This is a genomic window from Methylobacterium sp. Leaf361, from assembly GCF_001424445.1.
Classification (GTDB): domain Bacteria; phylum Pseudomonadota; class Alphaproteobacteria; order Rhizobiales; family Beijerinckiaceae; genus Methylobacterium.
In genome coordinates this window covers 292,323-318,975 of sequence record NZ_LMPY01000045.1, presented here as the reverse complement: position 1 = coordinate 318,975, position 26,653 = coordinate 292,323, and the positions used below count along the sequence as shown (strand labels likewise).

The 26,653-nt window shown below is 71.9% G+C and carries 23 protein-coding genes; 10 read left to right on the top strand and 13 right to left on the bottom strand.

The window, feature by feature from the left end; all coding sequences use genetic code 11:
- Nucleotide 1 precedes the first annotated feature (1 nt).
- Nucleotides 2–1,129 (top strand): glycosyltransferase family 1 protein, encoded by a 1,128-nt coding sequence (locus ASG32_RS25260; protein WP_020090581.1) that lies wholly within the window; start codon nt 2–4, stop codon nt 1,127–1,129.
- Nucleotides 1,130–1,166: 37 nt separating this feature from the next.
- Here ASG32_RS25260 and ASG32_RS25255 read toward each other — a convergent pair whose 3' ends face one another.
- Complete coding sequence (locus ASG32_RS25255; RefSeq protein ID WP_056531819.1) at nt 1,167–2,480, bottom strand: MFS transporter; 1,314 nt, start codon at nt 2,478–2,480, stop codon at nt 1,167–1,169.
- Nucleotides 2,481–2,659: 179 nt separating this feature from the next.
- Between ASG32_RS25255 and ASG32_RS25250 the strand changes: the two genes are divergently transcribed.
- On the top strand, nt 2,660–3,811 hold the full coding sequence (locus ASG32_RS25250) for a hypothetical protein (RefSeq protein WP_056531817.1): 1,152 nt from the start codon (nt 2,660–2,662) through the stop codon (nt 3,809–3,811).
- A gap of 42 nt (nt 3,812–3,853) precedes the next feature.
- On the opposite strand, the gene lptB is transcribed toward ASG32_RS25250, so the two are convergent.
- From lptB to ASG32_RS25205, 9 genes are all read right to left on the bottom strand, one after another.
- Entirely contained in the window at nt 3,854–4,651 is a 798-nt protein-coding gene (gene lptB, locus ASG32_RS25245; RefSeq protein WP_234082960.1) for an LPS export ABC transporter ATP-binding protein, read from the bottom strand.
- A gap of 62 nt (nt 4,652–4,713) precedes the next feature.
- A complete protein-coding gene (locus tag ASG32_RS25240; RefSeq protein WP_056531813.1) occupies nt 4,714–5,385 on the bottom strand; it encodes an LptA/OstA family protein in 672 nt (223 codons plus the stop codon).
- Nucleotides 5,382–6,101, bottom strand: a complete 720-nt coding sequence (gene lptC, locus ASG32_RS25235; RefSeq protein ID WP_042671243.1) for an LPS export ABC transporter periplasmic protein LptC — start codon at nt 6,099–6,101, stop codon at nt 5,382–5,384. The genes ASG32_RS25240 and lptC overlap by 4 nt, the downstream gene beginning before the upstream one ends.
- A 229-nt stretch (nt 6,102–6,330) precedes the next feature.
- On the bottom strand, nt 6,331–8,163 hold the full coding sequence (gene htpG, locus ASG32_RS25230; RefSeq protein ID WP_056531811.1) for a molecular chaperone HtpG: 1,833 nt from the start codon (nt 8,161–8,163) through the stop codon (nt 6,331–6,333).
- Nucleotides 8,164–8,294: 131 nt separating this feature from the next.
- Entirely contained in the window at nt 8,295–10,106 is a 1,812-nt protein-coding gene (locus ASG32_RS25225) for a KUP/HAK/KT family potassium transporter (protein ID WP_244492203.1), read from the bottom strand.
- A 279-nt stretch (nt 10,107–10,385) separates the two neighbouring features.
- Nucleotides 10,386–11,258, bottom strand: coding sequence for a carboxylating nicotinate-nucleotide diphosphorylase (gene nadC / locus ASG32_RS25220; protein WP_042671249.1), 873 nt, complete (start codon nt 11,256–11,258; stop codon nt 10,386–10,388).
- On the bottom strand, nt 11,255–12,769 hold the full coding sequence (locus ASG32_RS25215) for an L-aspartate oxidase (protein WP_056531806.1): 1,515 nt from the start codon (nt 12,767–12,769) through the stop codon (nt 11,255–11,257). Before ASG32_RS25215 ends, nadC begins: the two co-directional genes overlap by 4 nt.
- Nucleotides 12,766–13,782 carry a quinolinate synthase NadA gene (nadA, locus tag ASG32_RS25210; RefSeq protein WP_056532082.1) on the bottom strand — a complete coding sequence of 339 codons (1,017 nt, stop codon included), beginning with the start codon at nt 13,780–13,782 and terminating at the stop codon, nt 12,766–12,768. Before nadA ends, ASG32_RS25215 begins: the two co-directional genes overlap by 4 nt.
- A 138-nt stretch (nt 13,783–13,920) precedes the next feature.
- Entirely contained in the window at nt 13,921–14,745 is an 825-nt protein-coding gene (locus ASG32_RS25205) for an aldo/keto reductase (RefSeq protein ID WP_056531804.1), read from the bottom strand.
- A 259-nt stretch (nt 14,746–15,004) separates the two neighbouring features.
- On the opposite strand from ASG32_RS25205, the gene paoA reads away from it, so the two are divergent.
- The 4 genes from paoA to ASG32_RS25185 all read left to right on the top strand — a co-directional run bounded on the left by paoA (nt 15,005) and on the right by ASG32_RS25185 (nt 20,540).
- The gene (paoA, locus tag ASG32_RS25200) at nt 15,005–15,661 is read left to right on the top strand and encodes an aldehyde dehydrogenase iron-sulfur subunit PaoA (RefSeq protein WP_056531802.1); all 657 of its coding nucleotides are present in this window, start codon (nt 15,005–15,007) and stop codon (nt 15,659–15,661) included.
- Between the two features lie 10 nt (nt 15,662–15,671).
- Nucleotides 15,672–16,646, top strand: a complete 975-nt coding sequence (locus tag ASG32_RS25195) for a xanthine dehydrogenase family protein subunit M (RefSeq protein WP_056531800.1) — start codon at nt 15,672–15,674, stop codon at nt 16,644–16,646.
- A gap of 21 nt (nt 16,647–16,667) precedes the next feature.
- Complete coding sequence (locus ASG32_RS25190) at nt 16,668–18,890, top strand: xanthine dehydrogenase family protein molybdopterin-binding subunit (RefSeq protein ID WP_056531798.1); 2,223 nt, start codon at nt 16,668–16,670, stop codon at nt 18,888–18,890.
- A gap of 108 nt (nt 18,891–18,998) precedes the next feature.
- Entirely contained in the window at nt 18,999–20,540 is a 1,542-nt protein-coding gene (locus ASG32_RS25185) for an AMP-binding protein (protein ID WP_056531796.1), read from the top strand.
- Between the two features lie 15 nt (nt 20,541–20,555).
- On the opposite strand, the gene mgtE is transcribed toward ASG32_RS25185, so the two are convergent.
- Nucleotides 20,556–21,926 carry a magnesium transporter gene (gene mgtE / locus ASG32_RS25180; RefSeq protein WP_020090596.1) on the bottom strand — a complete coding sequence of 457 codons (1,371 nt, stop codon included), beginning with the start codon at nt 21,924–21,926 and terminating at the stop codon, nt 20,556–20,558.
- A 435-nt stretch (nt 21,927–22,361) separates the two neighbouring features.
- Here mgtE and pqqA (ASG32_RS25175) point away from each other — a divergent pair, with 435 nt between their 5' ends.
- From pqqA (ASG32_RS25175) to ASG32_RS25165, 3 genes are all read left to right on the top strand, one after another.
- Entirely contained in the window at nt 22,362–22,451 is a 90-nt protein-coding gene (gene pqqA / locus ASG32_RS25175) for a pyrroloquinoline quinone precursor peptide PqqA (RefSeq protein WP_007559223.1), read from the top strand.
- Between the two features lie 80 nt (nt 22,452–22,531).
- Nucleotides 22,532–22,621, top strand: coding sequence for a pyrroloquinoline quinone precursor peptide PqqA (gene pqqA / locus ASG32_RS25170; RefSeq protein WP_020090597.1), 90 nt, complete (start codon nt 22,532–22,534; stop codon nt 22,619–22,621).
- A gap of 159 nt (nt 22,622–22,780) precedes the next feature.
- Nucleotides 22,781–23,734, top strand: coding sequence for a class I SAM-dependent methyltransferase (locus ASG32_RS25165; RefSeq protein ID WP_020090598.1), 954 nt, complete (start codon nt 22,781–22,783; stop codon nt 23,732–23,734).
- Between the two features lie 4 nt (nt 23,735–23,738).
- On the opposite strand, the gene ASG32_RS25160 is transcribed toward ASG32_RS25165, so the two are convergent.
- Together ASG32_RS25160 and ASG32_RS25155 are read right to left on the bottom strand one after the other, a co-directional pair.
- Nucleotides 23,739–24,986, bottom strand: coding sequence for a nucleoside transporter C-terminal domain-containing protein (locus ASG32_RS25160; RefSeq protein WP_020090599.1), 1,248 nt, complete (start codon nt 24,984–24,986; stop codon nt 23,739–23,741).
- A 57-nt stretch (nt 24,987–25,043) separates the two neighbouring features.
- A complete protein-coding gene (locus ASG32_RS25155) occupies nt 25,044–25,733 on the bottom strand; it encodes a TetR/AcrR family transcriptional regulator (protein WP_234082083.1) in 690 nt (229 codons plus the stop codon).
- Between the two features lie 74 nt (nt 25,734–25,807).
- Here ASG32_RS25155 and ASG32_RS25150 point away from each other — a divergent pair, with 74 nt between their 5' ends.
- The gene (locus ASG32_RS25150) at nt 25,808–26,653 is read left to right on the top strand and encodes an SDR family oxidoreductase (protein WP_056531794.1); all 846 of its coding nucleotides are present in this window, start codon (nt 25,808–25,810) and stop codon (nt 26,651–26,653) included.

Sequence of the window (26,653 nt, the reverse complement as noted above, 5' to 3'; positions counted from 1 at the left end):
CATGCTTCGCATCGGCATCGACGCGCACGTGCTCACCGGCAAGCCGCAGGGCAGCCGGACCTGGCTCGTGAACATCATCGGGCGCGCCGCCGCCCGCCACCCGGACGCCACCTACGTGGTGTATTCCGGCGACCCGGAGGCCTGCGCCCGCATCGTCTCAGGCGACAACATCGAGCACCAACGGCTGCCGCGCGTGCCCGCGACCGTGCGGCTGACCCTGGTCTGGCCGTGGCTGTTCCTGCGCGACCGTCTGGACACGCTGCTGACCACCTACATCGCCCCGCCGCTGGTGCCGGGCGACCGGCAGGTGGTGGTGGTCCACGACATCCTGTTCGAGACGCATCCCGAGTTCTTCCCCTGGTCGATGCGCTGGCGGAACAAGATCCTGACCCGGCTCTCGGCGCGGCGCGCCAAGCTGGTCCTGACCATCTCCGACTACAGCCGCGACTCCATCGCCAACGTCTACGGCATCGCGCGGGAGCGCATCGCCGAGGTGCGCTGCGGCTCCACGCCGCCGCAGGCGGTCACGGAGCGGACGCCGCTCGCCGACGGGCGCCCCTACCTGCTGATGGTCGGCCGGCTGGAGCCGCGGAAGAATCTCGGCCTCGTCCTCGACGCCTTCGCGCGGCTGCCGCAGGGCGCGGCCCGGCTGATCGTGGTCGGCAAGGGCGACGGCGAGCGGCCCGAGACCCTCGACCGCCTCGCCCGGACGCCGGACGCGGTGCACATCGCCGGCATCGACGACCGGGGCCTGTCCGACCTCTACGCCCGGGCCGCCGCCCTGGTCTTCCCGAGCCGCGGCGAGGGCTGGGGCATCCCGGTGCTCGACAGCCTCGCCCGGGGAACCCCCGTCATCGCCTCGAGCCTGACGGCCATCCCGGAAGCCGGCGGCAGCGCGGCGAGCTACTTCGACCCGGACGCGCCCGACCGGGTCGACCGTCTCGCGGAGCTGATGGGCGCGGCGGTCGAGGGGCGGCTGCCCTTCGACGCCTGCGCGGCGCGGGCCCACGCGGCGCGCCACGACTGGGACGGGCCGGCCGCCACCTTCGTCGACCTGATGCGCCGGAGCTTCACGGCCCGCACGCACCTGCGCGACCTGATCCTGGCCGCGCCGAACCTGCGGGGGTGACGCGAGAGGGTGACGCGAGAGGGCGCCGTCGGCCGGCCTAGCGCGCGGCCCCGAGCGCGCCGACGGCGGGGCTCTCCGGATCCGCGTCGGCGATGGGATCCTGGATCAGCGTCCAGTAGCCCAGGGCCGCCACCAGGGCGATCACGGCGCCGGTGATGAAGGCCATGGAGAAGTGGCCCGTGCCGCCGACGATGAAGCCCGTCACGGTCGGCGCCAGGGCGCCGCCGATGTAGCCGCCGAAATTCTGCATGGCGCCGAGCGACGCCGTGCAGCTGGCCGGCGCCGCCACGGAGGCCATCGCCCAGGCCGACGACGAGCTCATGTAGACCAGGAACAGCGAGGCCGAGATGCAGGCGATCGCGAGGGTGTCGCTCGGCGTCAGCGCCGCCACCACCGTGAACGCGGCGGTCGCCACCAGGGAGCCGACCATCGGGAGCTTGCGGCTGCGGATCGGGTCGACACCGCGGCGGACGAGGACATCGACGACGCGACCGCCCAGGATCCCGCCCAGCACGCCGAAGGCGAAGGGGATCGAGCCGACGAGGCCGGTCTTCTGCAGGGTGAAGTGCCGCTCGATCTCGAGGTAGCTCGGCAGCCACGCGGTGTAGAGCCACGTCATGTAGATGCAGCCGAAATAGCCGACGATCATCCCCCAGCTGGTGCGGAACCCGAAGAGCCGCCGCCACGCGCTCCACGTGACCGCGCGGCCGGCGTTCGGGGCATCGCCCTCCTCCAGGAAGGCGCGCTCCCCCGGCGTGAGGTTGGTCTCGCGCGGGTTGCGGAACACGAGGTAGACGATCGCCGCGAGGACGAGGCCGGCCGCGCCCATGATGACGAACATCGCCCGCCAGCCGAAGCTCACCATCAGGAAGGTCAGCAGCGGCAGGGCCAGGAAGGTCCCGAGCGAGGAGGCGCAGTTCCAGATTCCCGTGGCGGTGCCGCGCTGGCGGATGTTGAACCAGTCGCGGGAGACGCGGGCGCAGGTCGGGAAATGCGGCGCTTCGCCGATGCCGAGGACGATCCGGGCGCTCACGAACTGCCAGAACGACGTCACCGCGCCGCCGAGCATCTGGCCGAACGACCAGCAGGTCAGGCCGAGCGTCAGCGTCAGGCGCGGGCCGAGCCGGTCGGCGAGCGCCCCGGCCGGCAGCTGGGCGAAGGCGTAGGCCCAGAGGAAGGCCGAGAGCAGCAATCCCATGTCGGGGATCGAGAGGCCGAGATCCTCGCGGATCAGCGGGTTGGCCACCGCCAGGGTGGCCCGGTCGACGTAGTTGACGACGCCCGCCGTCACCAGCAGGGCGAGCGAGATCGTCTGGATGCGGCGCACGCGCGGCGTTGCGGCCAGGGCCATCGTGTCCTCCCGGAATGACGGGCCCCTTGGGGGTCTCCGCGGCCGGCCGGTCCTTCGCGACTCGTGGCGGCCTCGGAGCATTCTGCACCGAACGCCGCCGGACGGAAGGTCCGCCGCCCCTCGCCTCGCGGCGCCGGGCGTCGTAGACGGGCCGCTCCGTCACCCTTCGAGTCCGCCCGTTGCGCCTGATCCAGATCACCCACCACGACCTCGACGGCTACGGCGCCTCGACGGTCGCCGCCGCCTGCGCCCCGGTCGAGCGCGTCGTCCACGTGCCCCGCTACAGCGATGTCGGCCCGGTCTTCGAGGACGAGATCCGGCGCCTCGGCCGCGCGGCGGAGCGCGAGATCCTGCTGATGACCGATCTGGGCCTGGAGGAGCAGACCATCGCGGGCCTGAAGAAGTTCGCCGCGATGAACCGGCGCCGCGAGGACGGGCAGAAGCACCGCCTCGTGGTCCTCGACCACCACGCCTCGTCCCTCGACCAGCTGCGGCGCCTGGGCCTGGACGCGGTGCCCGACGCCGAGCGGCCGGCGCTGCACCGGATCGACCTGGGCGACCCCGAGATCGCCGTGCTGATCGAGGACGACATCTGCGCCACGCGGATGACCTTCGAGCACCGCGCCCTGTTCGCCGCGCACGAGCCCGCGACCGACCTGTCGAGCCTGCTCACCGCGGTCGACGCCCTCGACCTGTGGCGCAAGGAGAGCCCCGCCTTCCGGGGCGGCCTCGCCCTGGACGAGCTGTTCTGGGAGGTCGTGTCGAGCTACGTGCCGGTCGGGCATCCCTGGCACGACCGGTTCGTGTCCGAGATCCTGCTCGCGGCCGCCGCCGCCCTGCGGGACGGGGCGAGCCCGGCCGAGCTGGAGCGCCGCGCCTCGGCGATCCGCACCGGCGCGGTCGACACCCTGCTGCGCGACGCGCCGGACGACGACCCGGCGCTGACGACGCGCATGCGGCTCGCCCGGGCGCTCGCCCGCTCGGATTCCCTGTTCCGCCCGCTGAAGGACGGCACGCTCCTGTCCTTCGCCCTGGATTCCGGTACCTTCCAGCGGGTCTCCGACCTGATCATGGATGCGGGCCGGGCCAAGCGCGTGGTCAACGTCCAGCGGATGGGCACGCTGTCGTTCCGGTCCAACGACGGCACGGCCCTCGACGGCGCCCGCCTGTTCCGCGGCGGCGGCCACCGCGACGCGGCGGGCGGCCGGCTCCAGAGCGGCTCGGCCTTCTCGATGACGGACGCGATCGCCCAGGTGGAGCCGGTGCTGAACCCGGAGAAGCCGGCCGGCTCGGACAGCCCGTTCGCGGCGCTGAAGAACTGGAAAGGGTGAGCGAACGCCCGCCCTGCCCGTGCGGGCGCGGCGGCGGCCGGCCTAGAGCCGGAAATCCTCGCCCAGATAGAGCCGGCGCGCGTCCGGGTTCGCCACGATCTCCTCGGGCGTGCCCTCGGTGAGGATGCGGCCGGAATGGGCGATGTAGGCGCGGTCGATCAGACCCAGCGTCTCGCGGACGTTGTGGTCGGTGATCAGCACGCCGATGCCGCGCTGCTTCAGGTGCTTCACGAGGTCCTGGATGTCGCCGACCGCGATCGGGTCGATGCCCGCGAAGGGCTCGTCCAGCAGCATGAAGGTCGGCGACGAGGCGAGCGCCCGGGCGATCTCGCAGCGCCGCCGCTCGCCGCCCGAGAGCGCGATCGAGGGCGACTTGCGCAGGCGCGCGATGTCGAACTCCTCCAGCAGCGAGTCGAGCTTGCGCGCGCGCGCCTTGCGGTCCGGCTCGACCACTTCCAGCACCGCCCGGATGTTGTCCTCCACGGTGAGCCCGCGGAAGATCGAGGCTTCCTGCGGCAGGTAGCCGATCCCGAGCCGCGCCCGCTGGTACATGGGCAGGTGCGTGATCGGCAGGCCGTCCAGGGTGATGTGGCCGCGATCGGCCGCCACCAGCCCGGTGATCATGTAGAAGATCGTGGTCTTGCCGGCGCCGTTCGGCCCGAGCAGCCCGACGGCCTCGCCGGTGCGCACGGTGAGGCCGGCCTCGTGGACGACCGTGCGGGCGCCGTAGCTCTTGCGCAGGCCGCGCACGCTGAGGATGCCGAGACCGCCCTCCTCGGCCGCGGACCAGCCGTCGGCCTCGGCCGGCTGTTCGGCCTGCCGCGCGCGCCGGCCGAACAGCCGGCCGAGCCAACCCGGCCGAGCCGGCTCCTGCGGGCCCGCCTGGAACGCCACGGCGCCGCTCAATCGACCTGCGCCTTCGGCCTGGGCGGCGGCTGGCTGCAGCCCTTCGCCTTGCCGTCCTTGGCGTCGGACTTCTCGCCGGGCACGAACAGGGCCGAGACGCGGCCGCCCGCCACCGGGTCCATGTTCGCGCGTCCGGTGTTCATGTCGTAGACGAGCCGCTGCCCCCGGGTGACGTTCTGGCACTGACTCAGGACGACGTTGCCGGTCAGCACGATCCGCTTGGCGTCCTGGTCGAACACCGCGTGATCGCCCGTGGCGACCTGGTCCTTCTGCACCACCGTCACCGGCCCGGCGCAGTCGACCTTCTGGATCCCGTTCTCGGCGGGGTTCCGCGGCGCCGCGTCGGCGCCCTCGTCCCGCGCCTCAGGTTTGGCGTCACCCTTGGCGCCCTTGCCGGGCGCGTCCTTGCCGCGCTTGTAGGTCACCGTCATGGTCGAGCAGCGGATGGTGCTGTCGCCCTGCACGGCCACGACGTTGCCGGCGAAGACCGCCTTGTTCTCCCGGTCGAACACGTCGAGCCGGTCGGCGTCGATCTTGATCGGATCCTTGCCGCCGCCGCCGATATTGCCGAAGGGCGAATCCTTGCGCGCCGGCTTCTCGGCCAGCGCCGGGCCGGCGAGGACCAGCCCGGCCGCCAGGGCGGCGCAGAGGAGGCGGGCGGCGCTCATCGGGCACCGTCCGCGGCTTCGGCGTCCGAGGTCAGGATGCGGGCCTGGGGCTTCTCCCCCGGCGCGTCGCTGACGATGACCACGTGGACGTTGCCCACGAAGGAGATCCGCTTGCCGTTCTCGACGACGTCGAGGGTGTCGGCCTTCACGTTGGCCCGCGCGCTCGAGACGGTGACGGGCTCCTGCGAGCTGATGGAGCCGGTCTTGAACGCGACGGCGGCGGAGCGCAGGCGCGCCTCCTCGCCCTTGTCAGTCCAGATGCGGATGTCGTCCTTCAGGTCGAGCGCCTCGCGGGCGGTGTCGAACAGGCCCGACGTCGCCGAGAGGCGGGCGATGCCGCCCTGGTCGTCGGTGGCGATGTGGCCGCGCATCTGCTGCAGCTCGATCTGGCTCGGCTTGCGGACGTCCTGGAGGGCGGCGTCGGCCGTCACCTCGTAGCCGCGCGTGCCCTGGCGGAAGCCCGAGAGCCGCGGGTTCTCCATGCGGACCTTGGAGCCGGCCAGCGTCACCGGGCCGACCGAGACGCCCGGCAACTGCGCCGCGAAGGGATTGAACAGGTAGCCCAGCAGCAGCGCCACCGCGCCGCCGGCGACCACCGGAATCAGGCGACGCATGGTGCGCACGCGTCCGCTGTGGCGGTACGCCCGGGCGTGGGCCCGGGTCCGCGCCGCCGCGACCGCCTGTCCGTTGCCGGCTTCAGCCTCGACCGGGTTCATGCAGCGTCCGTGAGGCGCGCCCGAGGCGCGCGAGAGGGTTCGGCTCAGACGCCTGCGGCCCCCACCGCGCCCGCGCCTTCGGCCGGGCAATGATCCCGACCGGTGGCGAAGTTATGGCTCGACCATTTCCGAATGATCAACCGAACCCACAATCATCCCGAACGGATGTGTGTGGAGACACACGCCGCGCGCGGCGTCCCGGCAGCGCGCGGCGCGGGTCTCCGTAGTCCTACGCGCCCCGCGCGGCCGCGAGCGCCGCCGCCACCGTGCGGGCGAAGGCCGCCGGGTCGCGGGGGCTGTCGCCGTCCTGGATGCGGGCGAGGTCGAGGAGCGTGCCGGCGGCCTGCGGCACCTCCGATTCGGGCGCCGCGGCCAGCGCCCGAATCAGCGGGTGGCGCGGGTTGATCTCCAGGACCGGCTGCCCGGCACCGGCCCGCCCGGCCCGGCGCATGAGCCGCTGCATCTGCAGGTCGGGTCCGCCGGTGCCGGCCGAGAGGACCACGGCCGAATCGACGAGCCGGTCGGTGGTGCGCACGTCCGAGACCTCGGCGCCGAGGGCCGTCTTCACGGCGGCGACGAAGGCGTCGATGCCCTCAGGCGCCTCCGGCTGCTCGCCCTCCGGCGCGAACTTCGACAGGTCGAGGCCGCCCTTGGTGATCGAGCGGAGCGGCTTCTCGTCGAAGGTGCCGAGCTGATCGGGCCAGAAGGCGTCGACGTGGTCGGAGAGGAGCAGCACCTCGAGACCGCGGGCCCGGAAGCCCTCCAGCTGCGGCGACGACTTGAGCGCCTCGGCGTCGTCGGCGACGAGGTAGTAGATCGCCTCCTGGCCGTCCTTCATGCGGGACACGTAGTCGGGCAGCGAGGTCCAGCCCTCGACCGCCGAGGAGCGGAAGCGCAGGAGCGGCGCGATCTCGCCCCGGCGCTCGAAATCCTCGTAGATGCCCTCCTTGAGGACGGGGCCGAAATTCTCCCAGAAGGACTGGTAGCCCTCCGCGTCCTTGGCGCGGGTGGTGAGTTCGGAGACGACGCGCCCGGTGACCGCGCGGCGGATCCGGGCGAGCGCCGGGGTCGATTGCAGCATCTCGCGGGAGACGTTCAGCGGCAGGTCCTCGGTGTCGACGACGCCCTGGACGAAGCGCAGCCACGGCGGCAGCAGCTCGGCCTCGTCGGTGATGAACATCCGCCGGACATGCAGCCGGACCTCGCTCTGCCGCTCGTTCTCGAGGGCCTGGAACGGCTTCGAGCCGGGGATGAACAGAAGCGCGGAGAACTCGAGCTGCCCCTCGGCGCGCCAGTGGAGCGTCGCCCACGGCTTGTCGAAGTTCATGCCGATGGAGTGGTAGAATTCCTCGTACTGCTCCTCGGTGACCTCGGACTTCGCCTTGCGCCAGAGCGCGGTGCCCTGGTTGGCCGACTCGTCCTTGCCGTCGCGCACGACGGCGATCGGCACCGTGATGAAGTCGGCCCATTTCCGCACGAGATGATCGAGGCGGTAGGGCTCGAGGTACTCGTCGGCATCCGCCTTGAGGTGCAGCACGATGTCGGTGCCGGGCTCGGCCCGCGTCGCCGGCTCCAGCGTGTAGCTGCCCTGCCCCTCCGAGGCCCAGGTCCAGGCCTCGTCGCTGCCGGCGCGGCGCGACGTGACGGTGACGCGGTCGGCGACCATGAAGGCCGAGTAGAAGCCGACGCCGAACTGGCCGATCAGGCTCGGCCGGTCCTCGGCCTTGGCGGATTCGAGCGTCTGCGAGAAGGCCCGCGTGCCGGAGCGCGCGATGGTGCCGAGGTTGGTGGCGAGATCCTCCTTGGTCATGCCGATACCGGCGTCCGACACGGTCAGGGTCCGCGCCTCCTTGTCGGGCGCGATGCGGACCTTGGCGTCCGGCGGCAGCGCGCTCGCCGCCGAGGTCAGGGCCTCGAACCGCCGCCGGTCCATGGCGTCGGCCGCGTTGGCGACGAGTTCGCGCAGGAAGATCTCGCGGTCGGAGTAGAGCGCGTGCACGACGAGGTCGAGGAGGCGTCCCACCTCCGCCCCGAATTCGTGCCGCTCGATCGTCTCGCTCACGGGTGATGCCTCCGCTGTGGGGAAATTGCGGTGGCGATATGCTGGCGAACGGGGCCGTTTTCAATGCGAAAGACGGCCGGCCCCGGCCTCCGACGCGCGCCTCGGGCAGCGCCCCCGCGCGCCGCGGCCGGTCAGATCTCGATCTCGGTGCCCACCTCGACGATCTGCCGGGTCGGCAGGCCGAAATGGGCGCCGGTGCGCTCGGCGTTCCGCTTCATGAAGGCGAACAGGCCCTCCCGCCACGGCGCCATGCCGGGATGGGTCGGCGACGGGATCACCACCTCGTGGCCCACGAAATACGTCATGTCCTCCAGATATTCCGGCGGCAGCAGCCCGCTCGCCACCGCGCATTGCAGCCCCTCGGGGATCGAGGCGGTCTGCATGAAGCCGTAGCGCAGCACGACGCGCTCCATGCCGGGCGTGTACTTCGAGATCGCCTTGCGGATCCCCTGCGCCACCAGCGTGACCTGCGCCCGCTCGCTCGCCGGGATCACCGGCTCCTCCTCGTAGACGACGGTGATCAGCAGGATCCGCTCGTGCAGGCAGCGGCTGCGCTCCAGCAGGCGGCCGAGCGCCATCGGGATGCCCTCGGTGGCGGCGGTCAGGAAGGCCGCGGTGCCGGGCAGCGTCACCGGCGGGTGCGAGCCGAGGCTGGAGAGGAAGGAGGCCTCGGACATGCGCATGGTCTGGCGGACGGATTCGAGGACGTGGTTGCCCTTCATCCAGGTCAGCATCAGGAAGGCCACCACGCCGGCGAGCAGCAGCGGAAACCAGCCGCCCTCGAACAGCTTCACGCTGTTGGCGGAGAAGAACACGAGGTCGATGCCGAGGAAGAAGCCGTTGACCGCGAGGACCAGGATCGGGTTGTAGCCCCAGCGGAGCGCGATCAGCGCGGCGAGCAGCGTGGTGATGCCCATGAGCGCCGAGACCGCGATGCCGTAGGCGCCGGCCAGGGCGTCGGAGGAGCCGAACACCACCACGGCCGTCAGGGTCGCCACGGCGAGCAGCCAGTTCACCGCCGGCACGTAGATCTGGCCGCGCTCGTCCTCATCGGTGTGCACCACCCGCATCATCGGCATGAAGCCGAGCTGGATCGACTGCTGGGTGAGCGAGTAGACCCCCGAGATCACCGCCTGCGAGGCGATGACGGTCGCCATCGTGGCGAGCGCCACCAGCGGGTAATGCGCCCAGTCCGGCGCGAGCCGGTAGAACGGGTTCTCGATCGCGCTCGGGTCGGCGATGATCAGCGCGCCCTGGCCGCAATAGTGGATCAGCAGCGCCGGCAGCACGAGGCCGAACCACGCGATCCGGATCGCCGGGGCGCCGAAATGGCCGAGATCGGCGTACATCGCCTCGCCGCCGGTCACCGCCAGGAAGGCCGCGCCGAGCATCAGGAAGCTGACGTGCCAGCCGGCATGGATCAGGAAGTCCACCGCCCGGAACGGGTTGGCCGCCGCCAGGATCTCCGGCGCGTGCAGGATGCTCGGGACCGCGAGCAGGACCAGGACGACGAACCAGACGAGCATGACCGGCCCGAACACCCGCCCGATGGCGGCGACGCCCTTGTGCTGGACCAGGAACAGACCGACCAGGATGGCGAGGGTGATCGGCACGACGTACGGCCCGAGCGCCGGCGCGTCGATCTTCAGGCCCTCGATCGCCGACAGCACCGAGATCGCCGGCGTGATCGCGCCGTCGCCGTAGAGCAGCGCCGCGCCGACCAGCCCGACCACCCCCTCGCCGCGGTTGTCGGCGCGCAGGATCAGCACCGCGTATTTCAGCGACACGATCAGGATCAGCGACCACAGGATCAGCGACACCGCGCCGGTGGCCGCCGCCGGCACCGAGGCGCCGCCGCTGGTCGCGGCCTTCACGGCCTCCTTGAAGGCGTAGAGCGGGCTCGTGCCGATGTCGCCGTACACGACGCCCAGCGCGCCCAGCATCAGCGCGCCGCCGGGCCCTTGCCGGACCGCGCCGGGCTTGCGCGCCACCGGCGCCGCCGGACGATCGACCGCCGGGGCAGCCGCGGAAGGCAGGGCTTGGCTCACGGTCGGGTCCGGTCGATGGCGTCGCGGTTGGCCGAAATCTTAGCGCGTCGGTCGCGCGGCGATAGACTCGGCAGATCTCCCGAGCGACCGCGGCGAAGACTTGTCACCCGAACGTGATGACAGTCGAGCGACCGCTTCGGCCCCGCCGCGCCGGCGGCGCGCGGGGCCCGCCGATCAGGCGGCGTCGAGCCCCAGGTCGATGATCGCCGCCGAATGGGTGATCCAGCCGCAGGAGATCAGGTCGACCCCCGAGGCCGCGACGGCCCCGACCGTCTCGCGGGTGATCCGGCCCGACGCCTCGGACAGGGCGCGCCCGTCGATCATCGCCACGGCGCGGCGGAGCAGGTCGGGCCCCATATTGTCGAGGAGCACCGCGTCGATCCCGACCGACAGGGCCTCCTCCAGCTGCTCCAGGCTGTCGACCTCGCACTCGATCTTCACCAAGTGGCCGGCCCGGGACCGGGCGCGCTCGATCGCCGGGACGATGCCGCCGGCCACCGCCACGTGGTTGTCCTTGATCAGCACCGCGTCGTCGAGGCCGAAGCGGTGGTTCGAGCCGCCGCCGGCCCGGACCGCGTGCTTCTCCAGGGCGCGCAGGCCCGGCGTGGTCTTGCGGGTGCAGACGATCGACGCCTTCCCGTGCGGGCGCGCCGCTTCGACGAGGCCGTGGGTGGCGGTGGCCACGCCCGACATCCGGCAGAGCAGGTTCAGCGCCACGCGCTCGGCCGTCAGGATCGCCCGCGCCGGCCCCTCGAGGCGCAGCACCACGTCGCCCGGCGCCACGCGGGCGCCGTCGCCGCGCTCGACCGTCACGCTGACGGCCGGGTCCACCAGCGCGAAGGCGATGGCGGCGGCGTCGGTGCCCGAGATGACGCCGTCCTGCCGGGAGGCGATCACGCCGCGCATCCGCTCGCCCGGGGGGACGATGGCGTCGGTGGTGATGTCGCCGGCCCGGCCGAGATCCTCCAGCAGGGCGGCGCGCACCACGGGCTCCACGAGGAGCCGCGGCAGGGGGAGGATCTCATCGGAGAGAACCGACTGGGTCATGGCGTCAGCGCCTCCTCGGCGGACGGGGTCGCGGCGATCGGGTCGGCCAGCGCGGCCTCGGTGTGCGCGGCCGCGGCGAGATGGGGGAAGTCGCTGCGCCAGTGAGCGCCGCGGCTCTCCCGGCGGGCGAGCGCGCCGCGGGCGATGAGCAGCGCCACGAGGGCGGCGTCGCAGGTCTCAGCCCCCGCCTCGAGGACGGCGACGGCTTCCTCGAGGCCGGCGGCGTCGCGCACGACGCCGACCCTGCGCTCCATCAGCGCGCGGATCGCCGGCAGGTCGCCGGCGGCACGGACAGACACGGCCTCGGGCACGATCGCGGCGGGCGCCGGCGCGTCGAGCCCGTCGGCGATGAAGCGCGCGTAGGCGAGGCCCTCGAGCAGGGAGTTGCTGGCGAGCCGGTTGGCGCCGTGCAGCCCCGTGGAGGAGACCTCGCCGCAGGCGTAGAGGCCCGGCACCGAGGTGGCGCCGTACGCGTCCACCTTCACGCCGCCCATGTGGTAGTGCGCCGCCGGGCGGACCGGGATCGGCTGCACGGCGGGGTCGATGCCGGCGGCGGCGCAGAGCCCCGCCACGGTCGGGAAGCGCGTCGGCATCGCAGCGCCGAGCGCGCCGCGGGCGTCGAGATAGACTGTGCGGCCCCGCTGCAGCGCCTGGAAGATGCCGCGGGCGACCACGTCGCGGGGCGCGAGGTCGCCGCCCGCGATGCCGGCCATCACGGCGGCGCCGGTCTCGTCGATGAGGCAGGCGCCCTCGCCGCGCAGGGCCTCGGTGGCGAGCGGCATCGGGTCGGCGCCGGCAGCGATGGCGGTCGGGTGGAACTGCACGAACTCCATGTCGCGCATCACCGCGCCGGCCCGGGCGGCGAGCGCCAGCCCGCGGCCGACGGCGCCCGGCGGGTTGGTGGTCGCCGCGTAGAGGGCGCCGACACCGCCGGTGGCGAGCACCACCGCGCGGGCCGGGATGCGGAACAGCGCGCCGTCGCGCTCGGCGACGATGCCGGCCACCGCCCCGCGCGTGTCCCGGAGCAGGTCGCAGGCCCGCGCCGTGACGACCTCCACGGACGGCGCCGACAGCACGGCCCGGACGAGCCCTTCGAGGACGCGGGCGCCGGTGGCGTCGCCGCCGGAGCGGACGATGCGGCGGCGGCCGTGGGCCGCCTCGAGCCCGAGGGCCAGCGCGCCGTCGTCGGTGCGGTCGAACGGGACGCCGATCCGCACGAGCCAGTCGATCAGCGCGGGGCCCTCCTCGGCGACCCGGAGCGCCACGTCGGGCTCGGTGAGCCCGGCGCCGGCGGCCTCCGTGTCGGCGGCGTGGAGCGCCGCCGCGTCGTCGGCGCCGACCGCGGCCGCGATGCCGCCCTGGGCCCAGCCGGTGGCGGTGCCGAGGCCGAGGGCCGAGGCCGTGACCAGCGTCACCGGGCGGGGCGCGAGGCGCAGCGCGACGCTGAGGCCCGCGACGCCGCTGCCGACCACGACGACGCGGTCGGCGCTGTTCGGGGAGATCGCGTTCATCGTGTGCGCACCTCGAGCATGCGCTCGACCGAGGCCCGGGCGCGGTCGGCGAGCGCCGGGTCGACCGTAACCTCGTGGGTCATCGTCTCGAGCGACCGCCGGATGTTGCGCAGGCTCATCCGCTTCATGTGCGGGCACATGTTGCAGGGCTTGATGAACTCGATGTCCGGGTTCTGCGCCGCGATGTTGTCCGCCATGGAGCACTCGGTGACGAGCACCACCTGCTTCGGCCGCTTCTCGACGACGAAGTCCATCATCATCGCGGTGGAGCCCGAGAAGTCCGATTCGGCCACCACGTCCGGCGGGCATTCCGGATGCGCGATCACGGTCACCCCGGGATAGCTGTCGCGGACGTCGCGGATGTCGGCCGGGGTGAAGCGCTCGTGCACCTCGCAGTGGCCGGCCCAGGTCAGGATCTCGACCTCCGGGATCTCGGCCTGGACGTTCTGCGCGAGGAACTCGTCGGGGATCATGAGGACGCGGGGGGCGTTCAGCGACCTGACCACCGCGACGGCGTTGCCGGAGGTGCAGCACAGGTCGGACTCGGCTTTCACGGCCGCCGAGGTGTTCACGTAGGTCACGATCGGCACGCCCGGGTACTTGGCGCGCAGGCCGCGCACGTCTGCGGCGGTGATCGAATCGGCCAGCGAGCAGCCGGCGCCCATGTCGGGGATGAGCACGGTCTTGCTCGGGTTCAGGAGCTTGGCCGTCTCGGCCATGAAGTGGACGCCCGCCAGCACGATCACGTCGGCGTTCACGTTCACTGCCTCGCGGGCCAGCGCGAGGCTGTCGCCCACGATGTCGGCCACCGTGTGGAAGATCTCGGGCGCCTGGTAGTTGTGCGCCAGGATCACGGCGTTGCGCTCCCGCTTCAGGCGCAGGATCGCCTCGATGTCGGGTGCGAGCGCCGGCCACTCGATCGCGGGGACGTGCCGGCTGACGCGTGCGTACAGATCCGGAAGGGGCAGGCCCGGGATCGTCGTGCGGGAGACGGGTGCAACGGTCGCCGTCATGGCGTCCTCCATTATGCTCAGTTTGAGCATTGTGCCGTCTAACTTATGGGGGCCGGACGCGCCTGTCCAGATATGCTAGCTGTGAGCATAAATCTTTTGCAGTGCGATGTTACGCTGCGCCGCCGAAGGCTCGAGCGCTCAGCAGAAGGTCGCCGGGTCAGGTCCGATCCGGCCGTCGGCCCGGTCGAGGCCGGCGATCCGCGCCATCTCGTCCGCGCCGAGCTCAAAATCGAACAGCGCGATGTTCTCGGCGATGCGCCGCGGGGTGGCGGTCTTGGGGATCGCTACGCATCCGATCTGGATCTGCCAGCGGAGCACCACCTGGGCGGGCGTCTTCCCGTGCGCTTCCGCGATTGCGAGGATGACCGGGTCGTTCAGCTCCTTGCCCCGGCCCAGCGGGCTCCACGACTCGGTCACGATCCCGTGACGGGCGTCCTCCGCGCGCGGTTCTTTGCGCTGGAAATAGGGGTGCAGCTCGATTTGGTTGACGACCGGGGCCACGTCGGTCTCGCCGATCAGCGTGGCGAGATGCTCGGGCGAGAAGTTCGACACGCCGATGGACTTCGCGCGGCCCTCCTTCCGGAGCTCGATCAGCGTCTTCCAGGTCTCGACGAACAGGCGACGCTGCGGGCACGGCCAGTGGATCAGGTACAGGTCGACATAGGGGAGACCGAGTTGCCGCAGGCTCTCGTCGAAGGCGCGCCGCGCCTCGTCGCGGCCCTGGCGGTCGTTCCAGAGCTTCGTGGTGAGGAAGATCTCCTCGCGGGGGATCCCCGCGTCCCGGATGCCGCGCCCGACGCCCGCCTCGTTGCCGTACGCCGCGGCCGTGTCGATCAGACGATAGCCGGCGCGGAGGGCCTGTCCGACGAGATCCGGAGCCTGGGCGTCCGAGAGCTGCCAGCAGCCGTAGCCGATCTGCGGGATGTGTCGGCCATCGTTGAGCGGCAGGGTCGGGATAGCCATGAGGCGAGACTCCGGTGTCGTGGTCCGATCAACCCAAACGCTCGCAGCGGGACGCGTTCCAAGGTGTCCCCGTTCTCGCGAGCGCTGCGAAGCAGGACGGAGCGATCGGGTCACGACCTGGGTCCAGCGCCCGTAGCGGCGGAGCCGCGCTGAACGGGCGCAGTCTGGACAGGATCTAATCCAGCCGGCCGGACGTTGGCGCACCAGATTCCAAGCTGCGCGCGGCGTCCCACGCGCGGCGCACGGGCTGGATGGCAGCATGACAGACGCGACTCCGACGAAGCCGCTCGCGCTGACGCGGCGGGCCGTGGTGGAGGGCTGTGCGGTGGCCGGGGCACTCGGCGCCCTCGGGTTCCGGACCAGTCCCGCCATGTCCGCGGCGGCGCCGGGCGATCCGGCTCCGCAGACCATGCCGGTGCGGCTCACCATCAATGGCCAACCGCACGATCTCGTCCTCGACACCCGCACGACGCTCCTCGACGCCCTGCGCGAGCACCTCGCGCTCACCGGCACCAAGAAGGGCTGCGATCACGGCCAGTGCGGGGCCTGCACGGTCCTGGTCGACGGCCGGCGGATCAATTCCTGCCTGACGCTCGCGGCGATGCACGAGGGCGACCCGATCACCACGATCGAGGGCTTGGCGGACGGGGACAAGCTCCACCCGATGCAGGCGGCGTTCCTGGAGCATGACGGCTTCCAGTGCGGCTACTGTACGCCGGGCCAGATCTGCTCGTCGGTCGGCATGCTGAGCGAGGCCAAGGCCGGCTGGCCGAGCCACGTTACCGAGGACGTCGCGGCGACTCCGACACTCAGCGACGCCGAGATTCGCGAGCGGATGAGCGGCAACATCTGCCGCTGCAGCGCCTACCCGAACATCGTCGCGGCGATTCGCGACGCCGCCGCCACCAAACTCTGAGGAGGCGCAGATGAAGGCCTTTGCCTACGAGCGCCCCGCCACCGTGCAGGACGCCGCGAAGCTCGCGGCCGAGCGGCCGAACGCCAAGTTCATCGCTGGCGGCACCAACCTCCTTGACCTGATGAAGCTCCAGATCGAGACCCCGGCCACGTTGATCGACGTCAACCGGCTGCCGCTCGACACGGTCGAGGCCACGCAGGATGGCGGCCTGCGCATCGGCGCGCTCGTCCGCAACGCCGACCTCGCCGCCGACCCGCGGGTCCGGAAGGACTACGCCGTGCTGGCGAAGGCGCTGCTCGCCGGCGCCTCGGGCCAGTTGCGCAACAAGGCGACGACGGCCGGCAACCTGCTCCAGCGGACGCGGTGCTACTATTTCTACGACACGGCCATGCCCTGCAATAAGCGTGAGCCCGGCTCGGGCTGCTCGGCGATCGGCGGGTTCAATCGCATCATGGCAGTGGTCGGCGCGAGCGAGGCCTGCATTGCCACCAACCCGTCCGACATGAACGTCGCCATGCGGGCCCTCGACGCGACGGTGGAGACCGTCAACCCGGACGGGCAGGCGCGCAGCATCCCGATCGCCGACTTCCACCGGCTGCCCGGCGACACGCCGCAGGTCGAGACTGAGCTGCGCAAAGGCGAGATCATCACGGCCGTGACGCTGCCGAGGCCGGTGGCCGGCACCCACATCTACCGGAAGGTCCGCGACCGGGCGTCCTACGCCTTCGCGACCGTGTCGGTGGCCGCCGTGATCGCTGGCGCCGAAGGCGGCAAGCCTCAGGCCGCGCGGCTCGCCTTCGGCGGCCTGGCGCACAAGCCCTGGCGGGTGGCCGAGGCCGAGACGGCGCTGGTGCAGACCGGCTCAGCCGACGCTGCCGCCGACGCGGTGCTCAAGGGCGCCCGCGGCTACGGCAGCAACGACTTCAAGATCCCGCTGACGCGCCGGACCCTTCGGGCCGTCGTGGCGCAGGCGACCCGCGCGTAGATCCTGGCAAGGACCGTTCCCATGGAGATGAACCAGCCGATCGGCCGGACGCCCCTCGACGACCGGCCCGACGGGCTCGTCGGCAAGCCGCTGAACCGGGTCGAAGGCAAGCTCAAGGTCACGGGTCACGCGCCCTACGCGTACGAGACCCGGGCCCTCGAGAACCCCGCCTACGGCTTCATCGTGCCGGCGGCGATCGCTTCCGGCACGATCCGGTCGATCGACGCGGAGGCCGCCCGCAGGGCGCCCGGCGCGATCCTGGTGATGACCCACGAGAACGTGCCCGAGCAGGGCGAGAAGAAGGAGCAGGTCTGGCCACAGCTCCAGGGGACGGAGGTCCGGTTCTACGGGCAGCCGGTCGCCTTCGTGGTCGCCGAGACCTTCGAGCAGGCGCGCGCCGCCGCGATGCTGGTCAAGGTCCGGTACGACGCGGCCAAGCCCAAGGGGCTGCTCAAGGACAGCCTGGCGGCGGCCTACGAGCCGAAGCCGGTCAACTCGCCGCCGGATTCCAAGCTCGGCGACTTCGACGCCGCCTTCGCGGCCGCACCGGTCAAGCTCGACGTGGAGTATGTCACACCGAACCAGATCCACGCGCAGATGGAGCCGCACGCCACCATCGCGTCCTGGGAGGGCGACGGGGTCGTGCTCTACACGGCCAACCAGATGCCGAACCGGGGCCAGAAATCCCTCGGCTCGGTGCTCAAGCTCCCCCCCGAGAAGGTGCGCATCGTCAGCCCCTATATCGGCGGCGGATTCGGCGCGAAGCTGCAGGTCCAGCCGGAGGCGACGCTCGCGATCCTGGCCTCGAAGGTGATCCAGCGTCCCGTGAAGGTCGCGCTCACCCGGCAGCAGGAGTTCCACGTCGCGACCCACCGGACTGACACGATCCAGCGGATCCGCCTCGGCGCCGACCGCGACGGCCGTCTCTCCGCGATCAGCCACGAATCCTGGTCCGACACCGCCGAGGGCGACGGGTTCTTTGAGACCTCGGCCAACGTCACCCGGTCGCTCTACGCCGCGCAGAACCGCGTGACGCGCCACCGGCTGGTCAACCTCAACATGCCGATCGCCTCGGCGATGCGCGCCCCCGGGGAGGCCGTGGGCCAGCTCGCCTTCGAGTGCGCCATGGACGAGCTCGCCGAGCAGCTGAAGATCGACCCGATCGAGCTCCGGGTGCGCAACGAGCCGGCCGAGGATCCCGAGAAGAAAGTCCCGTTCTCGACCCGCAAGCTGGTGCCCTGCATGCGCGAGGGCGCGCGCCTGTTCGGCTGGGACAAGCGGCAGGCCGCGGGCTCCCGGCGTGAGGGCAACTGGCTCGTCGGCATGGGCATGTCGGCGGCCGCGCGCCTCAACCCGCTGATGCCGTCCGCCGCGAAGGTCCGCCTCGGGCCGGACGGCGTGCTGGTGGTGCGGATGGCGATGACCGATCCCGGCACCGGCACCTACACGATCCTCACCCAGATCGCCGGCGAGATGCTGGGGCTGCCGCCCGAGCGCGTACGGGTCGAGATGGGCGACACCGACTTCCCGTTCGCGGCCGGCTCGGGGGGATCCTTCGGCGCAGGCTCGGCGGGCTCGGCGCTCTACGTCGCCTGCGACAACCTCCGGCAGGCCCTGCTCAAGGCCGGCGACCTCAACCCCGACGGCGCCACCTTCCGCGACGGCGCGGTCACGTCCGGCAACCGCACCGAGTCGCTCACCGATATCGCCAAGTCCGGGCTGGAGGCCTCCGGCGAGATCAAGCCCGGGGAGATGAAGCAGAAATTCTCGCAGTACTCGTACGGGGCGCACTTCGCCGAGGTCGGCGTGGACGTCGATACCGGGGAGATCCGGCTGCGGCGGATGCTCGGCGTCTTCACCGGCGGCCGCATCCTCAACGCCAAGACCGCGCGCAGCCAAGCGATCGGCGGCATGACCTTCGGCGTCGGCGCGGCGCTGATGGAGGATGCCGTGGTCGATCCGCGCTACAGCTACTTCGTCAACCACGACATGGCCGAGTACCACGTGCCGGTGCACGCCGACCTCCCGGAGATCGACGCGGTGTTCCTGCCGGAGCTCGACGACAAGGCGAACCCGCTGAAGAGCAAGGGGCTCGGCGAGCTCGGCATCTGCGGCGCCGGCGCCTCGCTCGCCAACGCGATCTACAACGCCACCGGGATCCGGGTCCGCGACTACCCGATGACCCTCGACAAGATGCTCAAGGGCTTCGAGGAGCAGGAGGGCCAGGCGCAGCGGCGGACCTGAGGGCCAGACTGCCCGGAGGCCGCGCTCGCCGGCGGGGCGACGGCCCCAGTTGACGCAGGCGCGCCCAGGCGGGACACCCGGCGAAAAGCCGCCCGCGGGGAGCGCCCGGTGTCCGACAGCCAGCACGATGACCGCCGTCCGCCGGCCCGCTTCAACGCGGCGCGGTACTGCCTCGCCGAGAACGCGCGCCTGCGTCCCGACAAGACCGCCCTGGTGATGGTCGGCGACGGCACCGCGGACCGCCTCAGCTTCGGCGAAGTCGAGCGGGCGGTGCGCGGCATCGCGGCGGGTCTCCTCGGCCTCGGCCTGAGGCCCGGCGACCGGGTGATGATCCGGATGGGCAACGAGGCCGACTACGTCCTCGTCTACTTCGGCGCCCTGGCGGCCGGCCTCGTGGCGCTGCCGTCCTCGCCGCAGCTCACCGAGAGCGAGGCGGCGTTCCTCATGGACAATTCCGGGGCCGCCGCCGTGGTGATCGGAAGCGGCTGCACGGTCGCGCCCGAGGGCCTGGGCGGGCGCCTCCTGCTCGACGCCGCCGCGGTCTCTGCCCTGAAGGCTGGCCCGCCCCTGCCCGACTACGCCGACACCGCCGCCGACGACCCGGCGATGCTGATCTACACGTCCGGCACGACCAGCCGGCCGAAGGGCGTGCTGCACGCGCACCGCGCCGCCTACGGGCGCCGCCCGATGCTCGACCACTGGCTCGGGCTCACCGAATCCGACGTGATGCTCCACGCCGGCACCATGAACTGGACCTACACGCTCGGCGTCGGCCTGAGCGATCCCTGGTCGGTGGGCGCGACCGCGGTGCTCTACAACGGCCCGCGCGATCCCGGGGTCTGGCCGCGCCTGATCGCGGCGTACGGCGCGACCCTGTTCGCCGCCGTCCCGACGCTCTACCGCCAGATCCTCAAGTACGGCGACCTCGGCGCCCACGACCTGTCGAGCCTCCGCCACGGCTGCACGGCCGGCGAGCCCCTCGCGGTGGAGCTGCTGGAGGCTTGGCGGCAGGCCACCGGCAAGCCCCTCTACGAGGCGCTGGGGATGAGCGAGATCTCGACCTACATCTCCAGCGGCCCGACCATCCCGGTGCGCCCCGGCTCGCCCGGCAAGCCGCAGCCGGGCCGGCGGGTGGCGATCCTGCCCGTGGCGGGCGAGCCCGTGCCGCTCCCGGCCGGAGAGAGCGGGCTCCTCGCCGTCCACCGGACCGAGCCGGCGCTGATGCTCGGCTACTGGAACCGGCCGGAGGAAGAGGCGGAGGTCATGCGCGGCGACTGGTTCGTCGGCGGCGATCTCGCCCGCCTCGACGCCGACGGCTACCTCTGGTTCGAGGGCCGCAACAACGACCTGATGAAGGCGATGGGCTACCGGGTCTCGCCGAACGAGGTGGAGGCGGTGCTGTCGACCCACCCGTCCGTGGCGGAAGTGGGCGTCGCCGAGCTGCCGGTGCGGGCGGACGTCTCGGTCATCTGCGGCTTCGTGGTGCTGCAGGCGGGCGCCGAGCCCGACGCGGAGGCCCTGCTCGCGTGGTGCGCCGAGCGGCTCGCCGCCTACAAGCGCCCGCGGGAGATCCGCTTCCTCGACGCCCTGCCGCGTACGGCGAACGGCAAGGTCCAGAGGAAGCGGCTGGCCGAGGCGGTTACGGGATGATGCGCGGAGGCCTTCCTACAGCAGCGTCCCGCGCAGGATGAGCAGCGCCACCGAGAAGTAGATGACGAGGCCGGTGACATCGACCAGCGTCGCCACGAAGGGCGCCGAGGCGGTGGCCGGATCGAAGCCGATCCGCTGGAGCAGGAACGGCAGCATCGAGCCGGCGAGCGATCCGAAGGTCACGATCCCGACCAGCGCCGCGCCGACCGTGGCGGCGACCAGCGGCCAGTGCGCGCCGTAATCGTAGAGGCCGAGCTTCTGCCACGCGACGATCCGGATCACCGCGATCACGCCGAGGATCGCGCCGAGGAAGATCCCGGTCGGCAATTCGCGCAGCGCCACCCGCCACCAGTCGCGCAGGCGGATCTGGTGGAGCGCCAACGCCCGGATCAGCAGCGAGGTCGCCTGCGAGCCGGAATTGCCGCCGGAGCTCATGATGAGCGGGATGAACAGGGTCAGGACGATCGCCTTCTCCAGTTCGCCCTCGAAGCCCTGCATGGCCGAGGCGGTGAGCATCTCCGACAGGAACAGCGCGCACAGCCAGCCGGCCCGCTTCCGGATCATCGTAAAGAAGCCGATATCCATGTAGGGCTCGGGCAGCGCCTCCATGCCGCCGAAGCGCTGCACGTCCTGCGTCTGCTTCTCGATCATCGCGTCGATCATGTCGTCGACGGTGACGATGCCGATCACGTGGCCGACCGCGTCGACGACCGGCAGCGCCAGGAGGTCGTACTTGGAGATGAGCCGGGCCGCCTCCTCGCGGCTCGCCGTGGGCGAGACCGCGAGCGGCCGGCGTCCCGGCGCGACGCTGAGCACGTTGTCGCCCGGGTCCCCCGAGATCAGGCGCCGCAGGGGCACCGCCTTGGTGAGCGCGCGGGTGCGCGGGTCGAGCACGAAGATCGCGTAGATCGTCTCCCGGGTCTTCTCGACGTGGCGGATGTGCTCCAGCGTCTGGCCCACCGTCCAGGTCCCCGGCACGGTGACGAACTCGGTGGTCATCAGCGAGCCCACGGTCTCCTCGCCGTAGGCCGACAGGCGATCGACAGCGCCGCGGGTCTCCGCGTCGAGGCGGGCACGCAGGTCGGAGCGGCCCGGCTCCTCGATCTCGCGGAACACGTCCGTGACCCGGTCGGCCGACATGCCCGACAGGTAGCCCGCGACCCGGTCCCGCGGCAGCATCTCGATGATGTCGGCGGCGCAGTCGAGTTCCGGCTGGTCCAGCACCTCGATCGCCCGCTCCAGCGGCAGGCCGAGCAGGATGGCGGCGGCGACCTCGGGTGCCTCGTCGTTCAGGGCCTCGACGATGTCGGGCGCCCGCTCGTCCGACAGGCGGGCGGCCAGCACGGAGGGATCGACGCGCGTATCGAAGGGGGCGATCTCGTTCATGGCCTCGCCTCGTGGGTTACGAGGCGACGCGGCGCCGGTCATCCTGGGTCTGGGCCGTGGCCGGCCGCCGCGTCGGTCGCCCCGCGGCCGGGCCTCTCAGCGGCTCAGGCGGAACGACGGCACGGGGCCGGGCACGGCAGGCACGATCGGTCGGGCACGTCGCTTCGCGGGTCGCTGCTGGAATGGGAGCGCGACACCGTCGAGGACACCATCGCGCGGGTGCGTCGTGCGCCCGGGCGCGGGGCCCGTCAAGCCGAAACCGCGCCCATCCGCAGCCGATGCCGAACAGGGCTCCGGCGGGTGGCCGCGCGGCCACGGAACGACCCCGCGCCGCCCACGGCCAGGCTCCCTATGAGAAATATAAGTGTTGTGCTCGCTTGTATTGCGTCCAAGATATTGCCTATATGGATCGCAGCAACAGCGAGGAGAAACGCCATGGCTTGGTCTGCCCCGATCGTGTCCGAGATTTGCGTCGGCATGGAAGTCACCAGCTACGAGTCCGCCGAGATCGACACGTTCAACTAAGTCGCGCGCGGTCCGGAGCGCGGTTCGCTCCGGCCTTCGTGGCCTCTGTATCCATCGCATCAATTTACCTGGAGGAAATCATGGCTTGGTCCGCCCCCGTCGTCTCCGAGATCTGCGTCGGCATGGAAGTCACCAGCTACGAGTCCGCTGAGATCGACACCTTCCACTAAGACGTCGTTCTGACGTTTCCGGGCGCTGCTTCATCCGAAGCGGCGCCTTTTTCTTTGCGCGCTCGACACGAACCGCGCCTCGGCTTGACGGGCCGCACCAAACCTGTGCCGCTGCGGCGCCCCGGACCAGCCGGGCCTGCGGAGCGAGCGAGGACCAGTTTGGCGGACAGCGCGCACACGGCCGATCGGTCGATCCCCCCCTGCCCGATCACCGGTGCCCCCGCTCTGCGCTGCGTCGAGCGCCTGGACGCCGGCTTCCTGACGCTCCTCTGGCACTATTCCGGCCGCGTCGATGTGGGGCCGCTGCTCCGCCCCGCCGGCACGTTCCGGCTCTGGGAATCTCCTACGGGACTGATCTTCTTCGATCCGCCGGTGGCCGGCGACGCGGCCTTCTATCGGGCGTTTTACGGCCGGATCGCCGCGCACGATAAGCTCGCCGGCCCAGAGACGGAGCGCCTGGAATTCCGCCAGGCCGCCGCGCACGTCCCGTCCGGAGCCCGGGTGCTCGATGTCGGCTGCGGCCACGGCGGGTTCCGCGCCTACGTGCCGGACGCCACCTATACCGGGCTCGATCCGAACTTCTCCGCCGAGGACCCGACCGGCGCGATCCTCGACGAGACCGTGGAGGCGCACGCGGCGCGCGTCGGGCCGGTCTACGACGTCGCCTGCGCGTTCCAGGTGATCGAGCACGTGGCGGACCCGCTGGGTTTCGCCCGGGCGCTCGCGGCCTGCGTCAAGCCGGGCGGCGTGGTCCTGATCGGCACGCCGCTCTGGCCCTCGCCCAACACCACGGTCCCGAATTTCGTCATCAACGCGCCGCCCCACCACCTGACGTGGTGGACGCCCAGAGCCCTGGAGGCGCTGGCCGGGACGCTCGGCTGCACGCCCGAGGCCGTCCACGCCATCGGCATGGACCGGCACGATTCGCTGATCCACTGGATGGCCAAGGTCAGCCCCGTCCGCTGCCGCGACCGCTTCTTCCGGCGGACGTGGTCCTGGGCGGCGGCGCTCGCCTTCGCGTACGGCGTCGGCGCCGTCCTCGACCGCGTCCTGCCGGTGCCGAAGCGGACCCGCCCGAACGCGCTGCTGCTCGCGGCGCGCAAGGCGGCCTGACCCGTCACGCCACGAACAGCCCCGCGATCGCCGCGCTCGTGAGGTTCGACAGCGTCCCCGCGAGGATGGCCCGCAGGCCGTACCGGGCGACCTCCGAGCGCCGCTCCGGGACGAGGCTGGAGAAGCTCGCGAGCTGGATCGCGATCGACGCGAGATTCGCGAAGCCGCACAGGGCGAAGCAGACGATGGCCTGCGCCCGCGGCTCGAGGGTTCCGGCTTTCAGGACCGGCGACAGGTTGGCGTAGGCCAGGAACTCGTTGAAGGCGAGCTTCTGGCCGATCGCCCCGCCGACCAGGGTCGCCTGGTCCCAGGGCACGCCGAGCAGCCACGCCAGCGGGGCGAGCGCCCAGCCGAGCACGCCCTCGAACGAGGCGGACGGGTAGCCGATCCAGCCGCCGAGGGTGCCGAACAGGCCGTCCGCCAGCGCGATCAGCCCGACGAAGGCGATCAGCATGGCCCCCACCGAGACCGCCACCGCGAGCCCCTTCTGAGTGCCGTCGGCCGCCGCCTCGATGATGTTGGCCGCCCGTGTCTCGCCGAACTCCACCCGGGTGGTGGCGATCCGGGTCGGCTCCGTCGAGGGCATCAGGATCTTGGCGTAGACGAGGCCCCCCGGGATCGCCATCACGGAGGCCGCGAGCAGGTAGGTCATGGGCACGCCGAGCGCCGCGTAGCCGGCCAGGATCGAGCCCGCCGTCGACGCGGCGCCGCTCGACATGACGGCGAACAGCTCGGCGCCGGTCAGCAGGGCGAGGAACGGGCGCAGGGCGACGGCGATCTCGCTCTGGCCGATGGCGATCGTGATCACCGCCGAGAACGACTCGATCGGCGAGGTGCCGAGGATCCGCCGGAGCACGGCGCCGAGCCCGCGGGCGAGCACCTGCATCACGCCGAGGTGGTAGAGCACGCCGATCAGCGCGGAGACGTAGAGGATCTGCGGCAGGACCCGCAGCGCCAGGATGAAGCCTGAGCCGCCGAACAGCTCGAACATCTTCGGCTCGACGAGGCCGCCGAACAGGAAGGCCGTGCCGCGGTCGCCGTAGGACAGCACGGTCACGACCGCGTCGGCGGCGGCGCGCAGCGCGGCCTGCCCGGCGGGCAGGAACAGGACCAGCGCGCCGAGGCCGACCTGCAAAGCCAGTCCCGTGAGGACCACGCGGGGACTGATCGCCCGCCGGTTGGTCGAGAACAGGAACGCGACCGCGAGCAGCACGAGCAGGCTGAGGCCGGCATGGGTCAGGCGGTCGAGCATCGCGTCCTTCGGGTCCGAGCTTGGCCGGAGCGCATGGAAGGATCGGGCCAGTGGCCGTCAAGTAGGGCTCTCGGGCGCGAGATAGGGCGCGAAGAGGTCGCGGACCTGCGCGAAGCCCCAGTCCCGATCCGCTTCCGTCAGGGCGGTGCCGCCCTGGAGACGGTGGCTCATCCAGTGGCTCGACACGATCCAGGCGTTGTCGATGAGTCGCCCGAGCGCGTCCGGGGAAACGCGCAGCCGCCCCGCCCGCACGGCCGCCTCGAACACGGCGCGGGCCAGCGCCTGGGTCTCGGCCCGCAGCGCGTGCACCCGGGCGCGCAGGGCCGGCGCGATCTCCACCATGGCGATACCGTCGCGGTAGACGCAGCGGTAGCGCCACATCAGGTCGAACCACGCCCTCTGGTAGGCGAGCAGCGCCTCCGGCGCCGCGGGATCGGCGGGCATCCGGCCCGCCACCGCCACGGCCTCGGTCTCGAAGGCCGCGAACAGGGCTTCGACGAGGCCGCGCTTGCGCGGGAAATGGTACTGCAGATTGCCCTCGCGGATCCCCGCCGCGGCCGCGATCTCCGCCGTCGTGACGTGGCCGAGGCCGCGGGCATTGAACAGCGCGAGGCTCACGGCGAGGATCCGGGTGCGCGTGTCGGGCGACGCGGCCGCAGGACCGGGCTCAGGGCCGACCTCCCACTCGCGCTCGACCCTCCGACCCTCGCCCCGCGACATGATCCCGTCCCCGTCTAGGGTGTTCACCCTAGACAATCCGGCCGGCGGGGCCTATCCCCCGTCGACGATCCGATCCAGATCGGCGGCACGGGGGGCGCGGTTTGGCACAGCGGTTCCAACTCGCGGGCGCGGTGGCCCTGATCACCGGGGCGGCGAGCGGCATCGGCGCGGCGCTGGCCGAGGGCCTCGCCGCGAAGGGCTGCACCCTTCTCCTGGTGGACCGAGACGAGACCGGCCTCGCGGCCGTCGCCGCGAAGATCCGCGGCGTCACGGTGGAGACGCGCGTCCTCGACCTCACGGATGCCGAGGGGATCCGCGCGCTGCCCGCCTGGGTCGCGGAGCGGTCCGGGCATCTCGACCTCCTCATCAACAATGCCGGCGTCGCCCTCGGCGGCCGGTTCGACGAGACGCATCTCGACGATTTCGAGTGGCTTCTCGACATCAACCTGCGCGCCGTCGTGCGGATGTGCCACGCCTTCCTGCCGATGCTCCGCGCCCGGCCGGCGGCGCAGATCGTCAACCTATCGAGCCTGTTCGGTCTGATCGCGCCGCCGGGCCAAGTCGCCTACTGCACCAGCAAGTTCGGCGTGCGCGGCTTCTCGGAGGCGCTGCGGCACGAGTACGCCGGCACCGGCCTCGGGGTGACGGTGGTCCACCCGGGCGGCGTCGCCACCGCCATCTCCCGCAACGCCCGCGGCCGGCGGCCGCCGAGTGATCCGGAGGCTGCGAAGCGCGCGGCCGTAGAGGACGAGGAGGCGCGGGAGGCGTTCGGCAAGCTCCTGACCCTGGCGCCCGCCGACGCGGCCGCCGCCATCATCCGCGGCATCGAGGCCCGGGCGCCCCGGATCGTCATCGGCAAGGACGCGAAGAACGCCGCGCTGATCCAGCGGCTGATGCCGGTGGGCTACTGGAAGACGATCGTGCGCCTGTCCGGCGGGACGCTCTGA